General features: G+C 51.2%; 21 protein-coding genes and 2 tRNA genes. 12 read left to right on the plus strand and 11 right to left on the minus strand.

The window, feature by feature from the left end; all coding sequences use genetic code 11:
- Window positions 1-97: 97 nt before the first annotated feature.
- A complete protein-coding gene (locus BN3003_RS08090) occupies window positions 98-541 on the plus strand; it encodes a hypothetical protein (RefSeq protein ID WP_147645388.1) in 444 nt (147 codons plus the stop codon).
- Window positions 542-658: 117 nt separating this feature from the next.
- Here the strand turns inward: BN3003_RS08090 and BN3003_RS08095 are convergent, their stop codons facing one another.
- Window positions 659-3,232 (minus strand): AI-2E family transporter, encoded by a 2,574-nt coding sequence (locus BN3003_RS08095; RefSeq protein ID WP_058356126.1) that lies wholly within the window; start codon window positions 3,230-3,232, stop codon window positions 659-661.
- Window positions 3,233-3,447: 215 nt separating this feature from the next.
- On the opposite strand from BN3003_RS08095, the gene azu reads away from it, so the two are divergent.
- The gene (gene azu, locus BN3003_RS08100) at window positions 3,448-3,894 is read left to right on the plus strand and encodes an azurin (protein ID WP_234333043.1); all 447 of its coding nucleotides are present in this window, start codon (window positions 3,448-3,450) and stop codon (window positions 3,892-3,894) included.
- A gap of 476 nt (window positions 3,895-4,370) precedes the next feature.
- Here the strand turns inward: azu and BN3003_RS08105 are convergent, their stop codons facing one another.
- From BN3003_RS08105 to glyQ, 3 genes are all read right to left on the minus strand, one after another.
- Window positions 4,371-5,303 carry a YihY/virulence factor BrkB family protein gene (locus BN3003_RS08105; RefSeq protein ID WP_058356127.1) on the minus strand — a complete coding sequence of 311 codons (933 nt, stop codon included), beginning with the start codon at window positions 5,301-5,303 and terminating at the stop codon, window positions 4,371-4,373.
- Between the two features lie 143 nt (window positions 5,304-5,446).
- Window positions 5,447-7,510: a glycine--tRNA ligase subunit beta gene (gene glyS / locus BN3003_RS08110; RefSeq protein WP_058356128.1), complete on the minus strand. Its 2,064-nt coding sequence runs from the start codon at window positions 7,508-7,510 to the stop codon at window positions 5,447-5,449.
- A 109-nt stretch (window positions 7,511-7,619) separates the two neighbouring features.
- Window positions 7,620-8,537, minus strand: coding sequence for a glycine--tRNA ligase subunit alpha (gene glyQ / locus BN3003_RS08115; protein WP_058356129.1), 918 nt, complete (start codon window positions 8,535-8,537; stop codon window positions 7,620-7,622).
- Window positions 8,538-8,834: 297 nt separating this feature from the next.
- Between glyQ and BN3003_RS08120 the strand changes: the two genes are divergently transcribed.
- The 5 genes from BN3003_RS08120 to BN3003_RS08140 all read left to right on the plus strand — a co-directional run bounded on the left by BN3003_RS08120 (window position 8,835) and on the right by BN3003_RS08140 (window position 12,041).
- Window positions 8,835-9,419 carry an OmpA family protein gene (locus BN3003_RS08120; protein WP_058356130.1) on the plus strand — a complete coding sequence of 195 codons (585 nt, stop codon included), beginning with the start codon at window positions 8,835-8,837 and terminating at the stop codon, window positions 9,417-9,419.
- Between the two features lie 122 nt (window positions 9,420-9,541).
- Complete coding sequence (locus tag BN3003_RS08125; protein WP_058356131.1) at window positions 9,542-10,018, plus strand: hypothetical protein; 477 nt, start codon at window positions 9,542-9,544, stop codon at window positions 10,016-10,018.
- 231 nt (window positions 10,019-10,249) lie between these two features.
- Window positions 10,250-10,582: a hypothetical protein gene (locus BN3003_RS08130; protein ID WP_058356132.1), complete on the plus strand. Its 333-nt coding sequence runs from the start codon at window positions 10,250-10,252 to the stop codon at window positions 10,580-10,582.
- A 259-nt stretch (window positions 10,583-10,841) separates the two neighbouring features.
- Window positions 10,842-11,486, plus strand: coding sequence for a LysE family translocator (locus BN3003_RS08135; protein ID WP_058356133.1), 645 nt, complete (start codon window positions 10,842-10,844; stop codon window positions 11,484-11,486).
- A gap of 81 nt (window positions 11,487-11,567) precedes the next feature.
- Window positions 11,568-12,041 (plus strand): hypothetical protein, encoded by a 474-nt coding sequence (locus tag BN3003_RS08140; RefSeq protein ID WP_058356134.1) that lies wholly within the window; start codon window positions 11,568-11,570, stop codon window positions 12,039-12,041.
- A 112-nt stretch (window positions 12,042-12,153) separates the two neighbouring features.
- Here BN3003_RS08140 and BN3003_RS08145 read toward each other — a convergent pair whose 3' ends face one another.
- From BN3003_RS08145 to BN3003_RS08175, 7 genes are all read right to left on the minus strand, one after another.
- On the minus strand, window positions 12,154-13,128 hold the full coding sequence (locus tag BN3003_RS08145) for a dipeptide ABC transporter ATP-binding protein (RefSeq protein ID WP_058356135.1): 975 nt from the start codon (window positions 13,126-13,128) through the stop codon (window positions 12,154-12,156).
- Window positions 13,125-14,126, minus strand: a complete 1,002-nt coding sequence (locus BN3003_RS08150; protein ID WP_058356284.1) for an ABC transporter ATP-binding protein — start codon at window positions 14,124-14,126, stop codon at window positions 13,125-13,127. The genes BN3003_RS08145 and BN3003_RS08150 overlap by 4 nt, the downstream gene beginning before the upstream one ends.
- Window positions 14,126-15,034 (minus strand): ABC transporter permease, encoded by a 909-nt coding sequence (locus BN3003_RS08155; protein ID WP_058356136.1) that lies wholly within the window; start codon window positions 15,032-15,034, stop codon window positions 14,126-14,128. The genes BN3003_RS08150 and BN3003_RS08155 overlap by 1 nt, the downstream gene beginning before the upstream one ends.
- Before the next feature lie 14 nt (window positions 15,035-15,048).
- A complete protein-coding gene (locus BN3003_RS08160) occupies window positions 15,049-16,068 on the minus strand; it encodes an ABC transporter permease (protein WP_058356137.1) in 1,020 nt (339 codons plus the stop codon).
- Between the two features lie 87 nt (window positions 16,069-16,155).
- Window positions 16,156-17,814 carry an ABC transporter substrate-binding protein gene (locus tag BN3003_RS08165; RefSeq protein ID WP_058356138.1) on the minus strand — a complete coding sequence of 553 codons (1,659 nt, stop codon included), beginning with the start codon at window positions 17,812-17,814 and terminating at the stop codon, window positions 16,156-16,158.
- Between the two features lie 694 nt (window positions 17,815-18,508).
- Window positions 18,509-18,585 (minus strand) — tRNA-Asp (locus BN3003_RS08170).
- A gap of 4 nt (window positions 18,586-18,589) precedes the next feature.
- Window positions 18,590-18,665: transfer RNA gene (locus BN3003_RS08175), tRNA-Val, on the minus strand.
- A gap of 324 nt (window positions 18,666-18,989) precedes the next feature.
- On the opposite strand from BN3003_RS08175, the gene BN3003_RS08180 reads away from it, so the two are divergent.
- The 5 genes from BN3003_RS08180 to lptB are packed head-to-tail and all read left to right on the plus strand — an operon-like array spanning window position 18,990 to window position 22,333.
- A complete protein-coding gene (locus tag BN3003_RS08180) occupies window positions 18,990-19,958 on the plus strand; it encodes a KpsF/GutQ family sugar-phosphate isomerase (RefSeq protein ID WP_058356139.1) in 969 nt (322 codons plus the stop codon).
- Window positions 19,955-20,518, plus strand: coding sequence for a KdsC family phosphatase (locus tag BN3003_RS08185; RefSeq protein WP_058356140.1), 564 nt, complete (start codon window positions 19,955-19,957; stop codon window positions 20,516-20,518). Before BN3003_RS08180 ends, BN3003_RS08185 begins: the two co-directional genes overlap by 4 nt.
- Window positions 20,515-21,093: an LPS export ABC transporter periplasmic protein LptC gene (lptC, locus tag BN3003_RS08190; protein ID WP_058356141.1), complete on the plus strand. Its 579-nt coding sequence runs from the start codon at window positions 20,515-20,517 to the stop codon at window positions 21,091-21,093. The genes BN3003_RS08185 and lptC overlap by 4 nt, the downstream gene beginning before the upstream one ends.
- Window positions 21,080-21,598, plus strand: a complete 519-nt coding sequence (gene lptA / locus BN3003_RS08195; RefSeq protein WP_058356142.1) for a lipopolysaccharide transport periplasmic protein LptA — start codon at window positions 21,080-21,082, stop codon at window positions 21,596-21,598. The genes lptC and lptA overlap by 14 nt, the downstream gene beginning before the upstream one ends.
- A gap of 3 nt (window positions 21,599-21,601) precedes the next feature.
- Entirely contained in the window at window positions 21,602-22,333 is a 732-nt protein-coding gene (gene lptB / locus BN3003_RS08200; protein ID WP_058356143.1) for an LPS export ABC transporter ATP-binding protein, read from the plus strand.
- The last annotated feature ends 3 nt before the right edge of the window (window positions 22,334-22,336 follow it).

Below are 22,336 nucleotides of genomic sequence, written 5' to 3' on the forward strand. Positions count from 1 at the left end.
TGGGTGTTGCCAGTATACGAAAAACGGCGTGTTTCCAGCAAAGTTTTCCATTTGTATTACAATGTGCGCTTTGTCGGCGCACATCTTAAGCATGAGTATGTTTCCCTCTGAATTTGAATTAAGTCTGCCTGAGCACGAATTGGTCATCAATGAAGACGTGTTGGTCAGCCACGGGCGGGTATTGCCGTGGGCGAAAATCGCCACCGCCAGCGTCGAAGCGCAGGCCAGCACTTCTTTGCAGCACACGCCACAGCGCAAACTGATGCAAATGCTGTTTTACTTGGCGATGATGGGCGTGAGTGTGTTGGTGGTGTTGGAACACATAGGCGCATGGTGGTTGGGCGTGGTGGTGGCGTTGTTTTTGGTGTGGGCATGGTGGGCGGCGCAGCGGGTGTCGGTACCGACGGTGGTGTTGCATTTGCACGATGGCGAACGCCTGCCCTTATTGCAAACGCCCGATGCGGCAGCGGCGCAGAGCGTGTGCGCCAAAATTGACTTGGCCTTGGCCTACCAATCGCAAGCACATACAGCAGCTTCTTAAACCGTTGCTTATGATTTCATAATTACTGCAAATGATTGCATGGATTTGTATGCCATAAAGCGGCCTGTAAATGTTTACAGGCCGCTTTATGGCATGATTACACTGTGGCTATGCCGCTTAAGCGTCTGAATGGCCTTGTTTACGCAGGGTTTGCATCAAATCATCGGCCATGGTCTGCAAGACTTGCAAATCCTCGGCGCTGATTTGGCGCGGCTCATCGTCCATCACACACAAACTGCCCAAGACCCAACCGTCTTTATCGCGCAGCGGCACGCCAGCGTAAAACCGCACCCGTTGGTGGTCAAACTCGGTTTGCTCGGCAAAGCGTGGGTCGCGCGCGGTGTCGGCAATGACCAAGGCCTCGTTGTGTTGCACCACATAAGTGCACACCGAATGCTCGCGCGCCACACCTGTTTCAGTATGGTGCTCCGCTGGTGGTAACAGCGAACTGGCCGGCGTGTAAATCCAATCGGCGTCTACCCAAGAAATCTGCGCGTCGGCGGTATCAAACGCACTGCGCGCTTGCTGTATCCACTCGGCGTACAGCGGCAACAACGGTGGCTGCAATACAGCGCTGCGGCGCAGCGCAGCCAAGCGCTCGCTTTCATTGTCGGGCAAGGTGGTGGGTGTGGGCGCGGCTGGGTCTAGGCGCTGCCATTGTTGCAAATGCAAACTCAGTTCTTGAATGGTGTTCACCACCACTTCCACGCCGAAACGCTGTTGCATGGCGGTGTTGAGCTTGTGGGCATCGGCATTCCACGCGACGATGATGATGCGCAGGTGCGGCCAGCGTTTGTGGATATGGCGACACAACAGGCGTGCGGCGGCCATCGGCTGTGGGTTAAAGAGGGACACGCACACCACATCGTGGTTTTGCCACACTGTTTGGTCGAGATTAGACAATTGCAATAACAGCGGTGTCGCCAATACCTCGGCCTGAAAGCCTTGCAATTGCAAGCTGTGCAGCAACATGTCGCTGGCTTTGCTGTCCACTTCCCAGCGTGCCGCCACACACAATACCCGTGGCGAGGCCTGCGCATGGCCTACAGGGATTGGGTATTCGTCGCGCATTTCGTGGACGAATTGCTTCAGGCCGCTGTTGATGCGCAAGCGGTGTTCGGCCGTGGCCACATCGTTGTGCATATTGGAAAACAAACGCATGGCCGGAATGCTGACCTCATCGTAAAACGTGGTGACTTTGCGCGCCACCAATGCCACATCGGCAGGCGCAGGCAAGTCTTGCTCAATATCGGCATGTGCCAATTCCAGCGCTTCTTCGACATTGTCGGCCAATAAGCGCTGGTAAAAACGTTGTGGCGCATCCAAGACGGGCGCATTGCCCAGCAGTATCTCGATGAATTTGAGCGAGGGGATGGAGCGTGCCAATACCAATATGCACGCGGTTAACGGTGTCGACAAAATCAAACCGATAGGCCCCCACAAGGCCGTCCAAAACGTGGCCGCCAAGATGATGGCCAACGTTGATAAACCGGTGCTGCTGCCGTACAACATGGGCTCGATGATGTTGTTGCTGACCAATTCCAATACCACGATCAAACCCAAAGTCCACAACACCATGTTCCAAGTCGGATCGACGGCGAAGGCCAATAGCAAGGGGAAAATTGACGACAGCATCGGTCCGACATATGGCACAAAACGCATCACCACCGCCACCATGCCCCACAATATTGCTGCGGGCACGCCGATGAGCCACAGCCCCAAAGCCATTGGTATGCCATAGCTGAGGTTCACAATCAACTGCATGCGCAAATACGTGCCGATGCGCGCCGCCGCTTCATCCAAGGTGTCGGTGGCGCTGTTCAAATTGCTGCCCAATAAACGCAAGATGCGGTCACGCAAATCGCTGCGGTCGAGCAAAATCAAAATCACAAACAGCAACACGATGCCGGCGGTGGCAATGGGGTTAGCGATGGCTTGCAGCCATGTAATCGCTTCGTCTATTGGGCTTTTGTCCGCTTGCGCAATGCGCACGGCATGAATGGCCGCTTCGGTTTCCGCATCTGAAGCAGTCGTCTTAGCCGCGGCAGCTTCTTGCTTGGATGGCGATTTTTGTTGCGCCGCCGCTTGCTTTTGCGCCGCTTGTTGCTTGTTCGCAGGCGTGTGTTCTACCGGCCGCTCACTGGAGAGGGTTTGCTTGATGACGGTAAACGTGCTGATGGCACCGTCCCACACGCTAGGCCCCTCAGAGAAAGTTTTGAGGTTTTGCAATTTGCTGCGTATGGTGTTTTGGTAAGTGGGCAACTCTTGGCTGAGGTTGCCCAATTGCATGCCCAAATACGCCGCGCCTGCCATCAAAATGCCCAAAGCCACGGTGATGACCATCAAAATGCCTGCCAAACGCGGCACACCCTTGGTTTTTAGCCAAGACACAGCCGGATTCAATAAGAAACCAAACAAAGTCGCCAAGGCCAAGGGAATGAGCAAGTCACGGCCAAAATACAGGCCGACTATGATGAGGGCCGCGATGCTCAGGCCTATGAGCACACGTAAACTCGGCACCAAACTGGCGATTTTGTTGATGGCATTGAGGTTGGACTGCAGCGACAGTTCCCATTGTTGCGATTGTGTCGAGTCCAGGTGCAAACCGTGTTCTGGCGCTGGTTGAGGCAATACTTCATCGCTGCTGGACGTGGGTGCGGCGGGATGGTCGGTATGAGGTTCGGGTAGCATGGCTCACTTTCGGTACGGGCTGGGTTTGCTTTGGTGCAGCTAGGGACAAGCAAGATATGCACCAGTGCTCCGTTTTAGAAATCCGTTACGTTCGCAAAGTTCAAGCATACAGAATATTCAAAATTTTCACATGGGGCTGGTCAATGGGCTTAATTCGAGTTATTATTGCTGTAATTTCTGTATAAACAGAAATAAATAAAACAAAGAAAGGCTGAATGATGAAAGCGAAATCGGTGGTATGTGGCATGGTATTGGGCATGATGAGTGTGGCGGCGCAAGCGGCGTGCAGCGTGAATTTAACTGGCAACGATGCGATGCAAATCAGCAGTAAACAAATTGTGGTGCCGAAAACTTGCAAGGAATTCACCATCCATTACCAAAACATCGGCCGCCTACCCAAAGCCAGCATGGGTCACAATGTGGTGGTGGCCAAACTCAGTGATTTCCATGGGGTGTTAAGCGATGGCATCAAGGCGGGGCTGGCGAGCGATTTTGTCAAAGCGGGCGACAAACGCGTGTTGGCCAAAACGCGTTTATTGGGTGGCGGTGAGTCGGCCAGCATCAAGCTGAATGTGGCGCAATTGCAAAGTGCACCGTACGGTTTTGTGTGCACCTTCCCCGGCCACGGCGCGATGATGCGTGGCACCATAGTGGTACGTTAAGCAGTGGTTTAGCAGAGTGTGTGATGACAATGTAGAAGTTAATGCGGCCTGTAAACACTTTATAGACCGCATAAGGTGGCAAATAAGGCCTTAGCAACAAGACTGTTTGGTACTTGGATAAGCCGTTGCACATGATGTGGTATGCATCTTTTCTGGTTATGGTATGAAGCTGCGGGCAGTACATAGGCTGGAACCATGTAAATCAATCAGTGAGTGTGTTATTGCGGCAATCAATGCGGCCTGTAATGGTTTTACAGGCCGATTAAGGTGCCAAATAAGGCGTTAATAGCAATTCAATTTGGTACTGCGATTAAGTCGTTTTAGATGATGTGGTATGCATCTTTTCTGATTATGGTATGAAGCTGCGGGCAGTACATACATAGGCTTGAACCAAGTAAAGCTGTGAGTGTGTTATTGCAGAAGTCAATGCGGCCTGTAAACACTTTACAGGCCGCATTGATATGGCCTACAACACCTTAACGCGGTGCGGCCAGACTGGTATCGGTGAGTGAGGTACGCAAATGGTGGGCGGCGTCGTAGCGGCGTTGCATGCAGGCATTGATGATGCCGCCAAAAATCAAAATCATGCCGGTCAAATACAGCCACAGCATCAACACAATGACGCCGCCTATGCTGCCGTAAGTGGCAGAGTAGTTACCGAATTGGCCGACATAGAGCGAGAAACCATAGGTCAATGCCAACCAGCCGGCGCTGGCGATGAGCGTGCCGGGCAAGATGCGTTTGATGTGCAAGCGTGGCTTGGTTTTGGGCACGATCCAGTAAATCAATAGCAGCAAGGTGAAAATCAAGATTGGCGGCAACAGCCAACGCGTCACATTCCACACCAAGCCGATGGCATCGGAAATGTCCACGTATTCGCGGATAAACTGCAAAATGCTGCCGCCAAAAATCGGCATCAGCAAAGCCACCAAAATCAGGCTGAGAAACATCAAGGTGAACAACACCGACCACAATTTGTCCAGCAGCGTCATGCGCACATCCAATTGGTAGGCTTGGTTGAGTGCGCTCATCAAGGCGCTCATGCCTTTGGAGGCCGACCACAGTGTGCCCAGTGCGCCCAAAGACAGCAGATTGCCGCGTTGTTGGGTCAGTATCGGTTCCAAAATTTGCTTAATCATGCCAAAAATTTCTGTCGGCATCACGTCTTGCATCAATTGGTAGACTTGATTCGGATTCAAATCCAAAAAAGGAATCACGCCGAGCAAAAATATCATCAGTGGAAAAAACGACAACAGGAAAAAATACGCCAATTGTGCGCCCAGCGCGGAGATGTCGATGTGCCGCAAACGCCACAGCAAGTCTTGCAACAGACCTTTGGTGGTGAGGACATTGATGTTTTCGGGTTGATCGACCAAAAACGATTGCAGCCAAGCGAAAATGGTTTTCATGTGTGTTCGTCAAATGTCAAAGCGATGAAAAAGGCAAAAGACAGCCACTAGGGTAACAGCAAATGAGCTTGGGTGGCGAGGGTGCATAAAAAAGCGGCCTGTAAATCGTTACAGGCCGCTGTTGTTGTGTTGCTGTAAGCAGCTTAATCGTTTAATAAGGCAATGTCGGCCACGGCATTCAATTGTTGGTTCAATTGATTGAGCAAGTTCAAACGGTTTTGTTTCAAGGCTGCATCGTCGGCCATCACCATCACGCCATCAAAGAAGGCATCGACAGGGGCGCGCAAAGTCGCCAATTGGCTCAAGGCCGCTTGGAAGTTTTGCGCATCTGTTGCGGTGTGTATGGCGGCCTGTAAACCTTCGGTGGCTGCAAACAAGGCTTTTTCGGCCTCTTCTTGCAACAATACAGGATTGACCGCGCCCAATTCGGCATCGGCTTTTTTGAGCAAATTGTGCACACGTTTGTTGGCCGCTGCCAAAGCCGCCGCTTCAGGCAAGGCTTTGAACTCGCTCACGGCTTCCAAGCGGGCGGTAATGTCGTGTAAATCGGCAGGACGGTGTGCCAACACAGCAGCAACCACGTCTTGCGCATAATCGGCCTGTAACAATACCGCCAAACGCGCGTACATAAAGTCGGTTACTTCGGCCACGGTATTGGCGGCCAACGTGCCAGCAGGGAAGCTGTCAAACGCGTCTTGTACCAAGGCAGGCAAGCTCACTGGGTATTGCATCAACATGCGCACCACGCCCAAAGCAGCACGGCGCAAGGCATATGGGTCTTTGTCGCCGGTTGGAATCAAGCCTATGCCCCAAATGCCAACGATGGCTTCGAGTTTGTCGGCCAAGGCCACGCTGGTGGCAACGGCGGTTTCAGGCAAGGCATCGCCAGCGAAACGCGGTTGGTAATGCTGTTCTAAAGCTTGCGCCACCACCGCGTCTTCGCCATCGTGCACGGCATAATACTTGCCCATTGTGCCTTGCAATTCAGGGAATTCACCGACCATTTCGGTGACCAAGTCGGCTTTGGCCAGCAAGGTCGCGCGCTCGGCTTGGGCGATGTCGGCGCCAATTTTGCCAGCAACAGAGCGGGCAATCGCAATCAAGCGCGCAATGCGTTCGCTTTGGCTGCCAAGTTTGTTGTGGTAGACCACGTGTTCCAAACGTGGCAAACGGCTTTCCAATGGTTTTTTCAAGTCGGTTTGGTAGAAGAATTCCGCATCTGACAGGCGTGCACGCAACACGCGCTCATTGCCTTGGATGATGTGGATGGGGTCTTTGGCTTTTAAATTCGACACCAATAAGAAGCGGTTCATCAATTTGCCATTGCCATCGAGCAAGGGGAAGTATTTTTGATTTTGTTGCATGGTCAAAATCAAGCATTCTTGTGGCACGTTTAAGAAGTGTTCTTCAAAGCCGGCTTCTAACACCACAGGCAATTCCACCAAAGCAGTCACTTCGTCGCGCAAAGCCTCATCGGCGGCGACGGTGGCATTGAGTTTGCCAGCGGCTTGAGCCAAATGCTCATCAATTAAAGCGCGACGGGCGGCGAAATTGGCGATGACCTTGCCTTCAGCAGCCATTTTGCTTTCGTATTCATCGGCAACGGCAAACACAACCGGCTCGGTGGCCAAGAAGCGGTGACCCAAAGTCCAGTTTTGGCTGGACAAGCCCAAGACTTCGGTATTGAGCACGGTATTGCCCAACATCACCACCAAGCCGTGCACAGGACGCACGAAAGTGTGGGTAGAGCTGCCCCAACGCATCACTTTCGGAATCGGCAATTTTTTCACCGCTTGCGCCAACACATCGGCAATCACGCTTTCCAAGCTTTGGCCGCTTTGGGTGTATTCATACGCATACACGTCTTGTTTGCCATCGTTGATGATTTTCAAGTCGGCAACATCGGCGCCAGCGCCGCGGGCAAAACCCAATAAGGCTTTGGTCGGTTCGCCGTCTTTCATGCCATTGGCCACAGACGGGCCTTTTTTCACCACTTGTTGGTCGGCTTGGATGCCAACCACATTTTTCACCAACACGCCCAAGCGGCGAGGGGACGCAAACACTTTGTATTCGGCTTTGTCAGCGATGAAGTGGTCTTTTTGCAATTGTTCAATAATGCTGGCAGCGAAGCTCTCGCCCAGATTGTTCAGGGCTTTTGGAGGCAGTTCTTCGGTGCGCAATTCGATTAATAAAGATTCGGTGCTCATGGCTTACCTTTGTGGGTATTCGTTTAAACAGTAAGCGGCCTGTAAACACAGAAGGTCGGCGTAGACGCAACGTGCGGTATTTTTAAGCTTACAGGCCGATGTATCAGGGTTAAGCGGCGTTGGTTTCGGCCTTGTTTTTAATCAAGGGATAACCCAAGGCTTCGCGGCTGTCGACGTATTTTTGTGCCACGGCGCGGCTGAGGGCACGCACACGGCCGATGTAAGTCGCGCGTTCGGTCACCGAAATCGCGCCACGGGCGTCGAGCAAGTTGAAGGTGTGGCCGGCTTTGAGCACCAATTCATATGCAGGCAAGGCCAAAGAGGTTTCTTCTACCGCCAAGATGCGCTGCGCTTGTTCTTCAAATTTATTGAATTGGCCCAATAACCATTCCGCATCCGAGTATTCAAAATTGTAAGTCGATTGTTCCACTTCGTTTTGGTGGTAAACATCGCCATAAGTGAGCACTTGGCCGTCCAAGGTTTTGGTCCACACCAAATCGTAGACGTTTTCCACGCCTTGCAAATACATCGCCAAACGCTCGATGCCATAAGTGATTTCACCCAATACAGGGGTGCAATCGATGCCGCCCACTTGTTGGAAATAGGTGAATTGGGTCACTTCCATGCCGTTAAGCCACACTTCCCAGCCCAAGCCCCAAGCGCCCAAAGTTGGGTTTTCCCAGTCGTCTTCGACAAAACGGATGTCGTGTTCCAACGGCGAAATGCCCAATTCTTGCAAAGACTGCAAATACAATTCTTGGATGTTGTCCGGAGCTGGTTTTAAGGCCACTTGGAATTGGTAATAGTGTTGCAAACGGTTAGGGTTGTCGCCATAACGGCCGTCTTTGGGGCGACGCGAAGGTTGTACATAGGCGGCAAACCAAGGCTCAGGGCCTAAGGCGCGCAAACAAGTCGCGGGATGAGAAGTGCCTGCGCCCACTTCCATATCGAATGGTTGCAACACTGCACAGCCATGCGCTGCCCAGAAAGTTTGTAATTTGAAAATGATTTCTTGAAAGGTCAACATGAGAACTAACTTTAGACGTAGCCGTAAATAGGCCTTATTCTACTGTATCGAGGCGGTGGTGGGTAGTGAGTTAAAAGCCGTGCCGCTGCCATGTCTTTCATCTGTTACGGAATCGTGCGCTCACATGAGTCCGAAGCGCTTGTTTACAGGCCGCATTTTGGCTGTGGCCACAGCGGTCACATCCCACACACATAAACATATTCAAAACGCAGTGAAATCAGTATAATGCGACCGTTTGAGTTTACATGATGCTGCATTGCGGCATTGCTTTAATAGAAACGGGATATTACAGTGTCAATGAATAACGATGATGAAGATAACTACACCCAACGCAACCTGCTGATTTTATTGGGCGTGTTGGTTGGTTTGGTCACCACTGCCATCGTGGTATGGGCAGCTTGGTTGGGTTTGAATGGCGATGCGGCCTCTGCGCCTGCAGCGGCTTCGGCAAGCGAAGTGGCCTCTGAAACCCAAGCACCGTCTGATGTGGCGCCAGAAGCGTCTGCTCCAGTAGCAGCATCTGCGGTGGCTGCACCATTGGAATTGAAAGACGACGAGTCTAAAGTGGTGGTGGACAATGGCGTGGTGAAATTCTACTTCGCCGTGGGCAAAGCCGATTTGGCCACTGGCGCGGATGAAGCCTTGAAAGACGTGATTGCCGGCGTGAAAGATGGCAAAAAAGCCATGATTTCTGGCTACCATGACAGCACTGGTACTTTGGCCGTGAACGAAGAAGTGGCGAAGAAACGCGCGTTCGCAGTGAAAGACGCTTTGGTGCGCTTGGGCGTGACCGAAGAACAAATCGAATTGGTGAAACCACAAGTGTCTGAAGGCACAGGCGCCAGCGCTGAAGCGCGTCGCGTTGAAGTGGTATTGAAATAATTCGAGTCTTCCTGCCGCATGTGCGGCGTGGGATGCAGAAAAAAGCACTTGTATGAACAAGTGCTTTTTTTGTGGGCGCAATTCGGGCATTATCGCGGCTTTGAGGGAATGAAGGGAATACCATGCAGTGGTTTAAAACAGTGGTCGTGGCAAGCGTATTGGGCAGCAGCGCCTTGGTGCAAGCGCAAACATGGCAAGTGTGCACTTGGGATGTGGAGGTGACGCGCACCGCCAAACCGTGGCAAAACGTCGATGTGGTCACACAAACCAAGTTCAACAGCGGCGAAATCGCGGCGATGGAAGTGGATAATGAGCGCCGTGGTTGGGAGCTTACAGGCCGCTTCTTGCGCACCAATGGCCCGTATACCGAGCCTTGTGCTTATGCCAATGGAACAAGTCAGCGCATGGTGGTGTGGCCGTCATATGAACACGCCGACAAAATGCCGCCCCAAGACTTGCTGTTTCAAGCCGGCGATGTGCTCACCGTCACCCAATACGTGACCGAGGCCGATGTGGACAAACGCCAATTGAGCAGCGATGAGTTTGAATTGCAAGCGGTGCAATTGAACAGCGACGTATACAGCCGCGAGTTGCCATAAAGACTGGCACAGACCGCTACAAAAATACCACAAAACCTATTTGGATAAACTCGTCAATGTGCTTGATTTGTCTGATTTAAATCGCGCTTGTCAAACTGCTTTACAGGCCGCTTAAGCAAAGCATAGGAAGGCAACGGCCCATGTGTTATGTTGACTCAATAATATGAAATATCAATCACAACCTAGGCTGACGGCTGCTGCTGACGCCGGTTTAACACAGGGGAGGTGCACATGTTCTTGGTTTGGTTATTGGGCTTGGTATTCAGTGGTTTGTGCGGCGTTGTCATCAAAGTGCGTTTTGCGGGGGATTTGAAGAGCAAACACAACAGCAGTGGCTTTTATCGGCTGGTGGGGTATTTGAATTATGCGATGTTGGCGATAGGTGTGTTGGCATTAATCTTATACCAAGCCAAACAAGGCATGGGCGCGGATTTGATGGTCTACATCAAACACCTGTTTCCCATCGTCCTCAGTTGGCGTGTGGCCAAAACGGCCATGGATAAAGCGGAAGAATTGTCAGAGCACTTTGCCAGTCGACGCACAAGCCGTACCGTGGTGTCATAGTATTCATCAAATGTATAGAATAAGCGGCCTGTAAATATTGTTTACAGGCCGCTTTAGGGTGGTGAGCGCTGGTTTGTAATCAGCAATGTTGTGCAGGATATTTTAGGGCTGGCAGCGCTGGTAAAATGTGTGCGCAATAAACATCGCAGTGGCAGCCAGTTGGGCCTTGCGTGCATGAACATATCAAACATGAGATACCTAAGGCAAGCATACAACAATGGTTGCTGGCGTGTGTCTGTGTTGAATAAAGAGAATCAAATTGCCCAGTATTGAAACCTTAATGACGGTGTTATTGGCCTTGGTGTTGTTGGAGTTGACGCCAGGGCCGGACATGATGTTGACCTTGGCGCGCGGCATAGGCCAAGGGCGGCGCATTGCCTTGCTCAGCGTGGTCGGCATGTCGCTGGTGGCGGGCGTGGTGCAAGTGTCGCTGTTGGTGTTGGGTTTGGCCAGCGTGTTGCACCGCTATCCTATGGCTTTGCAAATCTTACAATGGGCGGGAGCGCTGTATCTGCTGTATTTGGGCGCGAAAATGCTCTATGCCAGCGTCAGCGGTGCGGCCAGTGTGTTAAGCAGCACACCGCCCATCAGCGGCGCGCAAGCGATTAAAGAGGGCACAATTAACAGCCTCACCAATCCGAAATCGCTGTTGTTTATGTTTGCGTTTTTGCCGCAGTTTGTCGACCCAAGCGTGGGGCCGGTGTGGTTGCAATTGCTGGTTTTGGGCTGCATGCAAAAAACCACTGGCATCATTGCCTTGGGCAGTGTCGCCTTGGCTTCGGGCAAGGCCGGTGAGTGTTTGGCTCGCCACCCACGCTATTTGTTGTGGCAACAACGCTTTACCGGTATGGTGATGCTGGGTTTGGGCGTGCGCTTGTTTTTCAGCGGCAATGCCAGCAAATAAGGCGTAGTTGTCGCCATAAGCGGCCTGTAAGCGCACCTCTCTAGTGACCACTGTGTTTATGAGTATCAACGGAGCAAGAACATGGTTTCGGTTTATGGCTTGTTTGTGCTGATGGTGGTGTGGCGTTTGTTCATCTTGCTGTGGGTGGCGCTGCGTTTGCAGCCGCAACACATCGCCACTTGGGCGGTGCGCGAGCCGCGTTTGCGCAATGTGCACCGGCGGCGGGTTAATGTGGGCTTGTTGCTGGCGCTATTGGGTTTATTGGGCATGGTGGCGATGTTCATGCGCTTGAGTGCGAGCCAAATTCAAGCACAACCGCAGTGGTTGGGGTTGACCATACTGATGCCAGCATTGGCGCTGTGCGCCTTGATGGAGGTGTGGGATTATGGTCGCTACCGCTTGCTGGTGTACAAGAATTATGGCGATTTTTACCGCGATTGGGATGATTACGCCCGTGACGACAGCGTGCTCACCCGCATCATCATCGCGCTGTATGGGCTGATGGCGCTGGGGGTATTGCTGTTGTGTGTGCTCGAAGCGGCGACATTGTGGTAATCCCCTTGCAGTGTATGTGTAATCATTAAAAGCGGCCTGTAAAGATTGTTTACAGGCCGCTTGTTTGGGTGTTTAAAGCTTATTCTGCAAGCTGATTCAGAGTCTGGCGCGTTTAGGCGGCAATCTCTTCTAAGCGGTGGCATGCCACCAAGCGGCCTTGCCATGGACGCAGCTCAGGTTCTTGCTGTGCGCATTGCTCTTGCGCAAACGGACAGCGCAGGTGCAAAGAGCAACCGCTGGGCAGGTTCAATGGGCTGGGCAATTCGCCTTTGAGTTTGAGTTCGGCTTGGTGGCCGTTTAAACTCGGCGCCGCCGCCAATAAAGCACGGGTATACGGGTGGCACGGTTTTTCAAAAATGGCTTCTTTGGGGCCGTGTTCGACCGCTTTGCCCAAATACATCACCATCAAATCATCGGCAACATGGCGCACCACCGACAGATTGTGCGAAATAAACACATACGCGGTGTGGTAAGCGTCCTGTAAATCCATAAACAAGTTCAAAACCTGCGCTTGGATGGACACGTCCAAGGCCGAAGTCGGCTCGTCGGCAACAATGATTTTTGGGTTCAGCATCATCGCGCGTGCCAAGGCGATGCGCTGACGCTGACCGCCGGAGAACATGTGCGGATAACGACCGACATGCTCAGGGCGCAAGCCCACGCGTTTCATCATCGCCACCACTTGCTCTTGTTTCTCGGCTTTACTCAGTTTGCTGTGTATGCTCAAGGGTTCGGCCAATTGAAAGCCGATGGTGTGGCGCGGATTCAGCGACGCATAAGGGTTTTGAAACACCATTTGGATTTCGGTGCGCAAGTGTTTCAAGGCCGCTTTGCCCAAGCTGGAGGTGGCGGCGCCATTGATGTTCAGTTCGCCGCCAGTAGGCGCTTCAATCAGTGTTAATTGGCGCGCCAAGGTGGATTTGCCACAACCGGATTCACCGACGATGGCCAAGGTCTTGCCTTGTTGCAATTCAAACGACACGCCGTTTAAGGCGCGTACGGTGGCTTTGGGTTTGCCAAAGCCTTGTGATACGGAGTAATGGCGGCTCAAATCGCGAGCGGCCAAGACGGTTTGTGCTTCGCTCATGCGCTCACTCCCATGGTTTCAGGACGCTTGACGGCGCTGATGTCTGGATAGACACAGCGCACTTGTCCAAATGGACTGGCCTGTAAAGGAACAGGTTGCTGGCAGGCCTCGTGCACATACGGGCAACGTGGCGACAGCAAACAGCCGCTAGGGCGGTCGTATTGACTCGGCACCACCCCCGGCAAAGAGTGCAAACGCGCTTGGCCAATAGACAGCTCCGGTATTGCTGCCAACAAGGCTTCGGTATAAGGGTGGGCCGGTTGTTTGAAAATCTGCGGTACCACCGAGCGCTCCACCACTTGGCCGGCGTACATCACCGCCACATTGTGGGCGTTTTCAGCCACCAAGCCCAAGTCATGCGTGATCAAAATCATCGCCATTTGGCGCTCTTGCTGCAAGCGGCGCAGCAAGTCCATGATTTGCGCTTGCACGGTCACGTCTAAGGCAGTGGTCGGTTCATCGGCTATCAGCAATTTCGGTTCACACGCCAAGGCCATGGCAATCATCACCCGTTGGCTCATGCCGCCTGAAAGCTGATGCGGATACACTTTCAAGCGGTTTTTGGCATCGGGGATTTCCACCAATTCCAGCAATTCCACACAGCGTTGGTGCGCGGCCGCGCCTTTCAAACCCAAATGGGTTTTCAACACCTCGGTGATTTGCATTTCCACCGTAAAGCTGGGATTGAGGCTGGTCATGGCGTCTTGGAAAATCATCGACACATCTTTGCCGATGATTTGGCGCTTTTGCTTCTTGCTCATGGTTTGCAAATCCATGCCATTGAAGCGCAGCGTTTTGGCGCTGATGTTGGCGGTGGACGGGAGCAAACCCATCAAGGCCATCATTGTTACCGATTTGCCTGAGCCGGATTCACCGACCACGGCCAACACGTCTTGGGCATTCAGCGTCATGCTGACTTGGTCAACAGCGCGAAAAGCGCGTTCGCCCTTGCCAAACACCACGCTCAAGTCTTCAATTTCCAATAAGGCAGTCGTCATCATGACACCTCTTTCAATTTAGGATCTAAGGCGTCGCGCAAACCGTCGCCGGTTAAGTTAATCGCCAAAGCAGAGATGAAAATCGCCAAGCCCGGGAAAATGGCCAACCACACATTGCTTTGTATGTATTGGCGTGCCGTACCGAGCATCGCGCCCCATTCGGCATCGGGTGGTTGCACACCAAAGCCCAAGAAGCCAATGGCACCGGCTTCCAAAATCGCCGATGAGAACACCATGGTGGCCTGTACGATTAACGGTGCCATGCAATTGGGCAATACCGTCACAAACAACATGCGCACAGTGCCCACGCCGATGACGCGTGAAGCGGTGACGTAATCGCGTTGCAATTCCACCATGGCGGTGGCGCGGGTCAAGCGGATGAACGGTGGCAAACACACCAAGGCGATGGTGATGATGGTATTGGTCATTGATGGGCCTAAGATGGCGGCGATGATGATGGCCAACAGCAAGCTTGGGTAAGACATCAAGATGTCGTTGACCAACATGATGACTTTGCCAATGACTTTCGGCCAAAACGCCGCCGCCAAACCCAAACTCACACCGATGAGCAAAGACAAGGTGGTGGCGCACAAACCAATGAACAGCGAATAGCGTGCACCATACAATACACGCGACAAGGTATCGCGACCGGCATCATCGGTGCCTAGGAAAAACGCGCTTTCACCGCCGCTGACAAACGACGGTGGCAATTGCTCTTTGCCTTGGAACAATTCATACGGGTCGTGCGGTGCCAACCACGGTGCAAAAAAAGCAATAAAGATAAAAATGATGAGAACGATTAAACCCAGTACCGCACCTTTGTTTTTCATAAAAGCGCGGACAAACTGTTGCCATTGTTTCGGTGGCGTTAAGGTTTGGGCGGGTGTTTGGGTAACGGATTGTGTCATAAGTATCCCCTTTCTTATTTCGCCGTGTGGCGGATGCGGGGGTTAATCAAGCCGTACAAGATGTCGACCAGTAAGCTGATGAGCATCAAGGCGGTGGCCACCAATAAGATGCCGTTTTGTACCACAGGGTAGTCGCGGTTGTGGAAGCCTTCGAGCAACCAGTTACCAACGCCCGGCCATGAGAAAATGGTCTCGGTCAAAATCGCGCCAGCGAGCAAGGTAGCCATTTGCAAACCAATCACTGTTACCACCGTAATCAAGGCATTGCGCATGACGTGTATCAACACGATGCGAGTGGGCGACAAGCCTTTGGCTTTGGCGGTGCGGATGTAGTCTTCACCCAATACTTCCAAGATGGCTGAGCGCGTCATACGCGCAATCATTGCCAAGGGGATGGTCGATAAGGCGATGGATGGCAGGATGAAGTGCTTAATCACATCCCATAAAGCACCGTCTTGGCCGCTTTTGATGGCGCCCAAAATCCATGAGCCGTAATACGGTTGTACATCTAAGAATTGCATCACATTGATAACGCCAGACACCGGTAACAAACCCAAGTAATGGGCAAAAATACCGGTCAGAATCGGACCTAGCAGGTAAATCGGCATCGAATAACCAGCGAGCGAGGCGCTCATCAAGGTGTAATCCAACCAAGTGCCGCGTTTTAAGGCCGCAATAATGCCCAAGGCAATGCCGATGACGCTGGCGATGATGATGGCGCAGATGGCCAATTCGAGTGTGGGCACAAAGTGGGCAAAGAAGTCATTCAAAACAGGGGAGCGGTCGCGAAAAGAATTGCCAAAATCGCCTGAGAATATTTTTTTGAGGTAGTCCAAATACTGTATCGGTAGGGGTTGGTCTAGGCCTAGGCGTTTCATGGCAGCGGCATGGAGTGCTGGATCGACCATGCGTTCGCCCATCAACACTTGCACGATGTCGCCGGGCACCATGCGCACCAGCGTGAATGTCGATAAGGTGAGGCCGATAAAGATGGGTATCAGCAGCAACACCCGTTTAAATATAAATCCCAACATAAGCGTTTCCTTCATACTGGCCTGGATAAGGCGGGATAGAAAACACCGTACTGCCTGATGGGCAATACGGTGTCAGCAGAGGGTGGATTACTCCACTTTTACCCCTTCAAAACGCATAGAACCAAATGGATCAATCTTGAATTCTTTCACATTCGGTGTGGTCATTACGGTCACAACTGAGTGGGCCATGGTGGTCCAAGGCAATTCTTGTTTGAAGATGACTTGCGCCTTCATATAGCGCTCAACACGTTGGTCGTGGTCGGTAATCTTGCGCGCTTCGGTCACCAAATTATCAAAGTCTTTGTTACACCATTGGGCGTAGTTATTGCCGCCTATGGCTTTACAGCTTAACAAAGTGCCCAACCAGTTATCAGGGTCACCATTGTCGCCAGTCCAGCCGACGATGATGGCATCGTGTTCGCCTTTAGACGCACGTTTCAAGTACTCAGCCCATTCGTAGCTGACGATCTTGGCTTTGACGCCGACTTTCGCCCAATCGGCCTGTACCATTTCCGCCATCAATTTGGCATTCGGGTTGTAAGGACGTTGTACTGGCATGGCCCACAAATTGATCTCATAGCCTTCAGGCACGCCGGCTTCTTTCAACAAGGCTTTGGCTTTTTCTGGATCGTAAGGCGCATTTTTCAGCGTGTCGTTGTAACTCCATTGCGTTGGCGGCATCGGGTTGGTGGCCGGTGTGCCCGCACCTTGATACACCGCTTGGATGATGTTGTCACGGTTAATCGCCATGTCCAAAGCCTGACGAACTTTTAAGTCGCCCAATTTGCCTTTTTTGACGTTATAGCCCAAGTAGCCCAAGTTAAAGCCTGGTTTGTCCAATACAGTAACTTTGCCAGACTTTTTAGCTGCTTCGATTTCAGCCGTTTTAGGGTAGGCCGAAACATTACATTCACCCGCTTGGATTTTTTGCGCACGCACGGCAGAGTCTTTGGTGATGGCAAACACCAAGTTATCAATGTGCACATTGTCTTTGTCCCAGTAATCAGGATTTTTGACATAGCGAATCATATTGTCTTTTTGGTAAGACTTGAACACAAATGGGCCAGTACCAATTGGATTGACATTGATGTCAGCAGCTTTGCCTGCTTTTTCCAATTGACCAGCATATTCAGCCGATTGCAAATAGGCAAAAGGCATGGCCAAGTTTTGGATAAATGGCGCATCCACTTCTTTCAAGGTGAATTTCACAGTGTAATCGTCGACTTTGTCTATGCTGGCAATGTTGTCAGGCAAACCCATGTCGGTGGCGTATGGGAATTCTGCTGGGTAGGCTTTGTTGTATTCAAAGTTAGGGTCAATCAGACGTTTAAAGGTAAATACCACGTCATCGGCATTGAATTCACGTGTGGGTTTAAAGAAGTCGGTGGTGTGGAATTTCACGCCTTTGCGCAAATGGAAGGTATAGGTTTTGCCATCTTCGGAGATGTCCCATTTTTCTGCCAAAGCCGGTTTGGCTTCGGTGCCGCCGCGTTCAAACTGGACCAAACCATTGCGAATCGGATAAGCCGCCGCGTCAAAGTCGGTACCGGCAGTGTATTGGCCTGGGTCAAAACCGCCTGGGCTGCCTTCAGAACAATACACCAAGGTTTTGCCGCCACTGGCATTGCTTTCTTGTTTGGTTGGCTCGCTACCAGGTTTGCTAGAAGCTGCATCATTACCACCACCACACGCGGCCAATAATAAGCTGCTGGCAATCACGCTCAATGGAATAAGGGTTTTTCTCATCTGATTCTCCATGGTTGGAATCTATTGGGTCTTTTTGGGGAAGAAACGGAGCTGCATTTTTATTATTTTTTAAATATAGCGATAAGAAAATGCAAAATCAAGTTAAAAACCACGTGTAAAATCAGTGAGTACCGGTAATTTGGCAATTATCAATTCGATTTAATCTTAATGTTGTCATGAAACTGTGTTGCCACTTGATGGCTTACTCGATGACACCGATACAGCGATATTTTTAAGTGAATCAACATAAGAAGTAATCGGAATGACAGCAAAAAAATTATGCATGGTTTGAGTATATCTATTATGAATATACTAACTAAAATCAATGGTTTTTGGGTGCGCGAAAGACAATCAATTTTATTTGAGTTTAAAAATATTAAACTATTGGTGTGGGTTTAGGCAATGCTGTGGCAGCTTTTGTCACAATGCGGCCTGTAAACCATTAATGGATTATGTATTAAAGAGGGTATTTATATAGAGTATGTGTGGCGAACTTGGATGAGAGCAGCGTCAATAGGGGTAAGAAGTAGCGGTAAGGTTTTGGGGATATAACTCAAGTGTTCAAATGTCGCACGAACGGATGCAGTATGAGTAGTTGCGATTTCGAAGACAGATATAGTGTAAAACAGAATTTGTAAGTACAAATACAAATAAGCAGTAGATGAATTGCAGACAGAACAGAATATTTTGATTATGGCGCGGCGGACGGGACTCGAACCCGCGACCCTCGGCGTGACAGGCCGATACTCTAACCAACTGAGCTACCACCGCGAAGTGGTGGGTGATGACGGAGTCGAACCGCCGACATCCTGCTTGTAAGGCAGGCGCTCTACCAACTGAGCTAATCACCCTTTGTGAGGTCTTGCTATCGCTGTAGCAGCGAAGAACCGTATTAAAACACAGCTCGTTTGTGCTGGCAAGCGTTTTCATATAAAAATTGCGGTAAGCGCGCTGTTTGCGGTCGATTGCCATCGTTTGGCTGTGGTTTTTATTAGAATAAGGCGCGCAGTAAGTGAAAAGTTGTATTTATTTTTTGGGTCAGTTGGCGTTTTTCAGGTAAGCTTGCGGCGATTTACTGATGAACAGGTGTTTGCCTGAGTCAGTCGTTTGGATACAGGTGGCAGGCTGCTTACAGGCCGCTACTTCATGTGATTTAAACTTGCTATAATATTGACATGACAACAGATTATATTTCTCAAGCTCGTGCTGTGATTGGCGTTGAACAAGCAGCATTGGAGCAAATTAGTGCCCAACTGGACACAGGCTTTACCGCCGCCGTAGAGGCGATTTTGGACTGCAAAGGCCGTGTGATTGTGACGGGTATGGGCAAATCTGGCCACATCGCCCGCAAAATCGCTGCCACCTTAGCGTCCACTGGTACGCCTGCTTTCTTTGTTCATCCTGCCGAAGCTGCCCATGGTGATTTGGGCATGATGTTGGGACAAGATGTGGTTTTGGCCTTGTCGCATTCAGGTGAAAGCGATGAGGTGGTAAAATTGCTGCCGGCCTTAAAACGCAAAGGCGTGACCTTGATTGCGATGAGTGGTCGCCGCGGTTCGAGCTTGGCACAAGCGGCCAACATTTTTTTAAATGCGGCTGTGAACCAAGAAGCCTGTCCTTTGGGATTGGCGCCGACTTCCAGCACCACCGCCGCTTTGGCCTTGGGTGATGCGTTGGCGGTGGTATTGTTACAAGCGCGTCATTTTACCCCCGATGATTTTGCCTTGAGCCATCCTGCCGGTAGCTTGGGCAAACGCTTGCTGATACGCGTGGGCGATTTGATGCACAGTGGTGAGGCTTTGCCACAAGTGCCGCAAGACGCGGATTTGAAAGCGGCGATTTTGGAAATGAGCGCCAAAGGCTTGGGCATGACGGCCGTCGTTGATGCTGAGCAACATGCGATTGGGGTGATGACCGATGGTGACTTGCGCCGCATCTTACAAGACAGCGACCACATCAATGGCATCGCCGTGGCCGATGTGATGGGCACGCAACCGAAAACCATCCATGCCAATAAATTGGCGAGTGAGGCTTTGCATGTGATGCAAACCAAACGCGTGAATGGCTTATTGGTGGTAGACGATGAACAACATTTAATCGGTGCACTGCACATGCACGATTTATTGAAAGCAGGAATAGTATGAAAGCCTTACCCAACGCCATTTTTAAGCATGAGCTTAGCGATGCTGTGACCGCACAAGCGCGGGCGATTAAGCTGTTGATTTTGGATGTGGATGGCGTCTTGACCAACGGTGAAATTTACATCACCGCCAGTGGTGAAGAAATCAAGGCTTTCAATACGTTGGATGGTCATGGTTTGAAAATGCTGCAAAAAAGTGGCGTGCAATTGGCCATCATTACAGGCCGAGATGCCGCAGGGGTGGCACACCGTGCCCGTGGTTTGGGCATAGACCATTATTTGGCGGGCATACATGACAAGCGCAGTGCTTATTTGGAATTGATAGCCAAACTGGGTTTGCAAGCTGAGCAATGTGCTTACATAGGCGATGATGTGGTGGATTTGCCGGTGATGGTGCGTTGTGGTTTGCCCATTGCCGTACCAAGCGCGCATGCGTGGGTGGTGCATTACGCCGATTATGTGACACAGGCGCAAGCCGGTAATGGCGCGGTGCGCGAGGCTTGTGAGATGATTATGGCAGCCCAAGGCAGTTTACAGGACGCATTAAGCGCATACATACAATGAGTTTATCCAGCCGTGCCGTGTCATGGGTGTTTCCTGTGACCTTGGCAATATTGATGGGTGGGGTCACGTTTTGGCTCAACCGCGCCACCGATGTCAACATAGAGTCGGTATTGCTCAATCCATCGCAACCGCAATACGTGATGTCGAAAATCCATGGGGTGAAATTCAGTCCACAAGGGCAGGTTGCGCAAACCTTACAGGCCGACAGTGCGCAAATGTACCCCAACAGCACCGATGTCACCATCCGCAACCCCAATGGTTATATGTATGCCGATGGTAAACAGCTTTACCATGTGACTTCGGCTACGGCCAAGTACAGCGACAAACAGAAAAAGATATTTTTTGAACAAGAAGTGTTGTTTACCAAATCTGCCGTAGGCACAGAACCGGAAGGCTCGGTCAAAACCAGCCAAATGGAAATCGACATCCCCACTCAAGTGGCGAAAACCACGCAAGCGGTGGCGTATGAATATGGCGAATCCAAAGGCACGGCCACCGGTTTTAGTTACGACAAAAAAAATGAAGTCTTGCATTTGGACTCACGCGTGAGAGCAATAATTTATGATCAGCATTAACACAAAACGCTTAATTTTAACCATGACCCTGTTGGTGGTCAGCAATGCATGGGCATTGCAATCCGATCAATCACAGCCCATCGAAATACAGGCCGACAATGGCATGCTCGACCAAGGCCGCCAAGTGACGGTGTTTTCAGGCAATGTGGTGGTCAAACAAGGCAGCATAGACATCCGCGCCGCGCGCATTGAAGTGCAACGCAGTGCCGAAGGCTCACAAGTGATGACGGCTACTGGCGCTCCCGTGACGTTCAAACAGCAATTGGACGATGGCAAGGGTTGGGTGAATGGCCAAGCGCAAAAAGTGACTTACCAATCGGCTTCTGGGTTGATTACTTTAATGGGAAATGCCAAAGTACAACGCGGGGGTGATGTGGTGCAAGGCAATCACATCACTTACAACACCAAAACCGAGATTTACACCGCCGCAGGCAACAAAGCCGCCAGTGGTGCCAGTCGTCGCGTGACCGTGGTGTTGCAACCTTCAACCACCCAAAAGAAATAAGCCATGACGTCTACGAGTTCTTTGCATATTGCCGGCCTGCAAAAGCAGTTTAAAAGCCGTCAAGTGGTGAAAAATGTGTCACTGGACATCAACAGTGGTGAGGTGGTGGGCTTATTGGGGCCGAATGGTGCGGGTAAAACCACCAGTTTTTACATGATTGTCGGCATCATTGCCGCCGATGATGGCTCTATAGTTTTGGATGGTGAAGAAATGCGCCATCAGCCCATACATGTGCGCGCACAGCGCGGCTTGGGCTATTTGCCGCAAGAAGCGTCAATATTTCGCAAAATGACGGTGCGTGAAAACATCCAAGCGATTTTGGAAATCAGTGGTCACAACAAAAATGAAATCACCGCGGAAGTGAACCGTTTGCTGGAAGACTTAAATATCGGTCACATCAAGGATTCGCCTGCGGTGGCTTTGTCTGGCGGTGAACGTCGTCGGGTAGAGATTGCGCGCGTATTGGCGACCAAACCGCGTTTTATTTTATTGGATGAACCGTTTGCCGGTGTCGACCCGATTGCCGTTATCGACATCCAAAACATCATTGCCTTTTTGAAACAGCGTGGCATTGGGGTGTTGATTACCGACCACAATGTGCGTGAAACCTTGCGCATTTGTGATAGAGCCTACATCATCTCCGAAGGCAGCGTCTTGGCCACCGGTATTCCTGAGGAATTGGTACAAAACGAACGTGTGCGTGAAGTGTATCTGGGCGAAAATTTCGATTACTAACTG

The organism is Vitreoscilla massiliensis, assembly GCF_001457815.1.
Classification (GTDB): domain Bacteria; phylum Pseudomonadota; class Gammaproteobacteria; order Burkholderiales; family Neisseriaceae; genus Vitreoscilla; species Vitreoscilla massiliensis.

Excerpts from the sequence above, each read along its gene's own strand:
- BN3003_RS08090 (WP_147645388.1), top strand. The coding sequence starts at position 98 with ATGTTTCCCTCTGAATTTGAATTAAGTCTGCCTGAGCACGAATTGGTC.
- BN3003_RS08095 (WP_058356126.1), bottom strand. The coding sequence starts at position 3,232 with ATGCTACCCGAACCTCATACCGACCATCCCGCCGCACCCACGTCCAGC.
- azu (WP_234333043.1), top strand. The coding sequence starts at position 3,448 with ATGATGAAAGCGAAATCGGTGGTATGTGGCATGGTATTGGGCATGATG.
- BN3003_RS08105 (WP_058356127.1), bottom strand. The coding sequence starts at position 5,303 with ATGAAAACCATTTTCGCTTGGCTGCAATCGTTTTTGGTCGATCAACCC.
- glyS (WP_058356128.1), bottom strand. The coding sequence starts at position 7,510 with ATGAGCACCGAATCTTTATTAATCGAATTGCGCACCGAAGAACTGCCT.
- glyQ (WP_058356129.1), bottom strand. The coding sequence starts at position 8,537 with ATGTTGACCTTTCAAGAAATCATTTTCAAATTACAAACTTTCTGGGCA.
- BN3003_RS08120 (WP_058356130.1), top strand. The coding sequence starts at position 8,835 with ATGAATAACGATGATGAAGATAACTACACCCAACGCAACCTGCTGATT.
- BN3003_RS08125 (WP_058356131.1), top strand. The coding sequence starts at position 9,542 with ATGCAGTGGTTTAAAACAGTGGTCGTGGCAAGCGTATTGGGCAGCAGC.
- BN3003_RS08130 (WP_058356132.1), top strand. The coding sequence starts at position 10,250 with ATGTTCTTGGTTTGGTTATTGGGCTTGGTATTCAGTGGTTTGTGCGGC.
- BN3003_RS08140 (WP_058356134.1), top strand. The coding sequence starts at position 11,568 with ATGGTTTCGGTTTATGGCTTGTTTGTGCTGATGGTGGTGTGGCGTTTG.
- BN3003_RS08145 (WP_058356135.1), bottom strand. The coding sequence starts at position 13,128 with ATGAGCGAAGCACAAACCGTCTTGGCCGCTCGCGATTTGAGCCGCCAT.
- BN3003_RS08150 (WP_058356284.1), bottom strand. The coding sequence starts at position 14,126 with ATGACGACTGCCTTATTGGAAATTGAAGACTTGAGCGTGGTGTTTGGC.
- BN3003_RS08155 (WP_058356136.1), bottom strand. The coding sequence starts at position 15,034 with ATGACACAATCCGTTACCCAAACACCCGCCCAAACCTTAACGCCACCG.
- BN3003_RS08160 (WP_058356137.1), bottom strand. The coding sequence starts at position 16,068 with ATGTTGGGATTTATATTTAAACGGGTGTTGCTGCTGATACCCATCTTT.
- BN3003_RS08165 (WP_058356138.1), bottom strand. The coding sequence starts at position 17,814 with ATGAGAAAAACCCTTATTCCATTGAGCGTGATTGCCAGCAGCTTATTA.
- BN3003_RS08180 (WP_058356139.1), top strand. The coding sequence starts at position 18,990 with ATGACAACAGATTATATTTCTCAAGCTCGTGCTGTGATTGGCGTTGAA.
- BN3003_RS08185 (WP_058356140.1), top strand. The coding sequence starts at position 19,955 with ATGAAAGCCTTACCCAACGCCATTTTTAAGCATGAGCTTAGCGATGCT.
- lptC (WP_058356141.1), top strand. The coding sequence starts at position 20,515 with ATGAGTTTATCCAGCCGTGCCGTGTCATGGGTGTTTCCTGTGACCTTG.
- lptA (WP_058356142.1), top strand. The coding sequence starts at position 21,080 with ATGATCAGCATTAACACAAAACGCTTAATTTTAACCATGACCCTGTTG.
- lptB (WP_058356143.1), top strand. The coding sequence starts at position 21,602 with ATGACGTCTACGAGTTCTTTGCATATTGCCGGCCTGCAAAAGCAGTTT.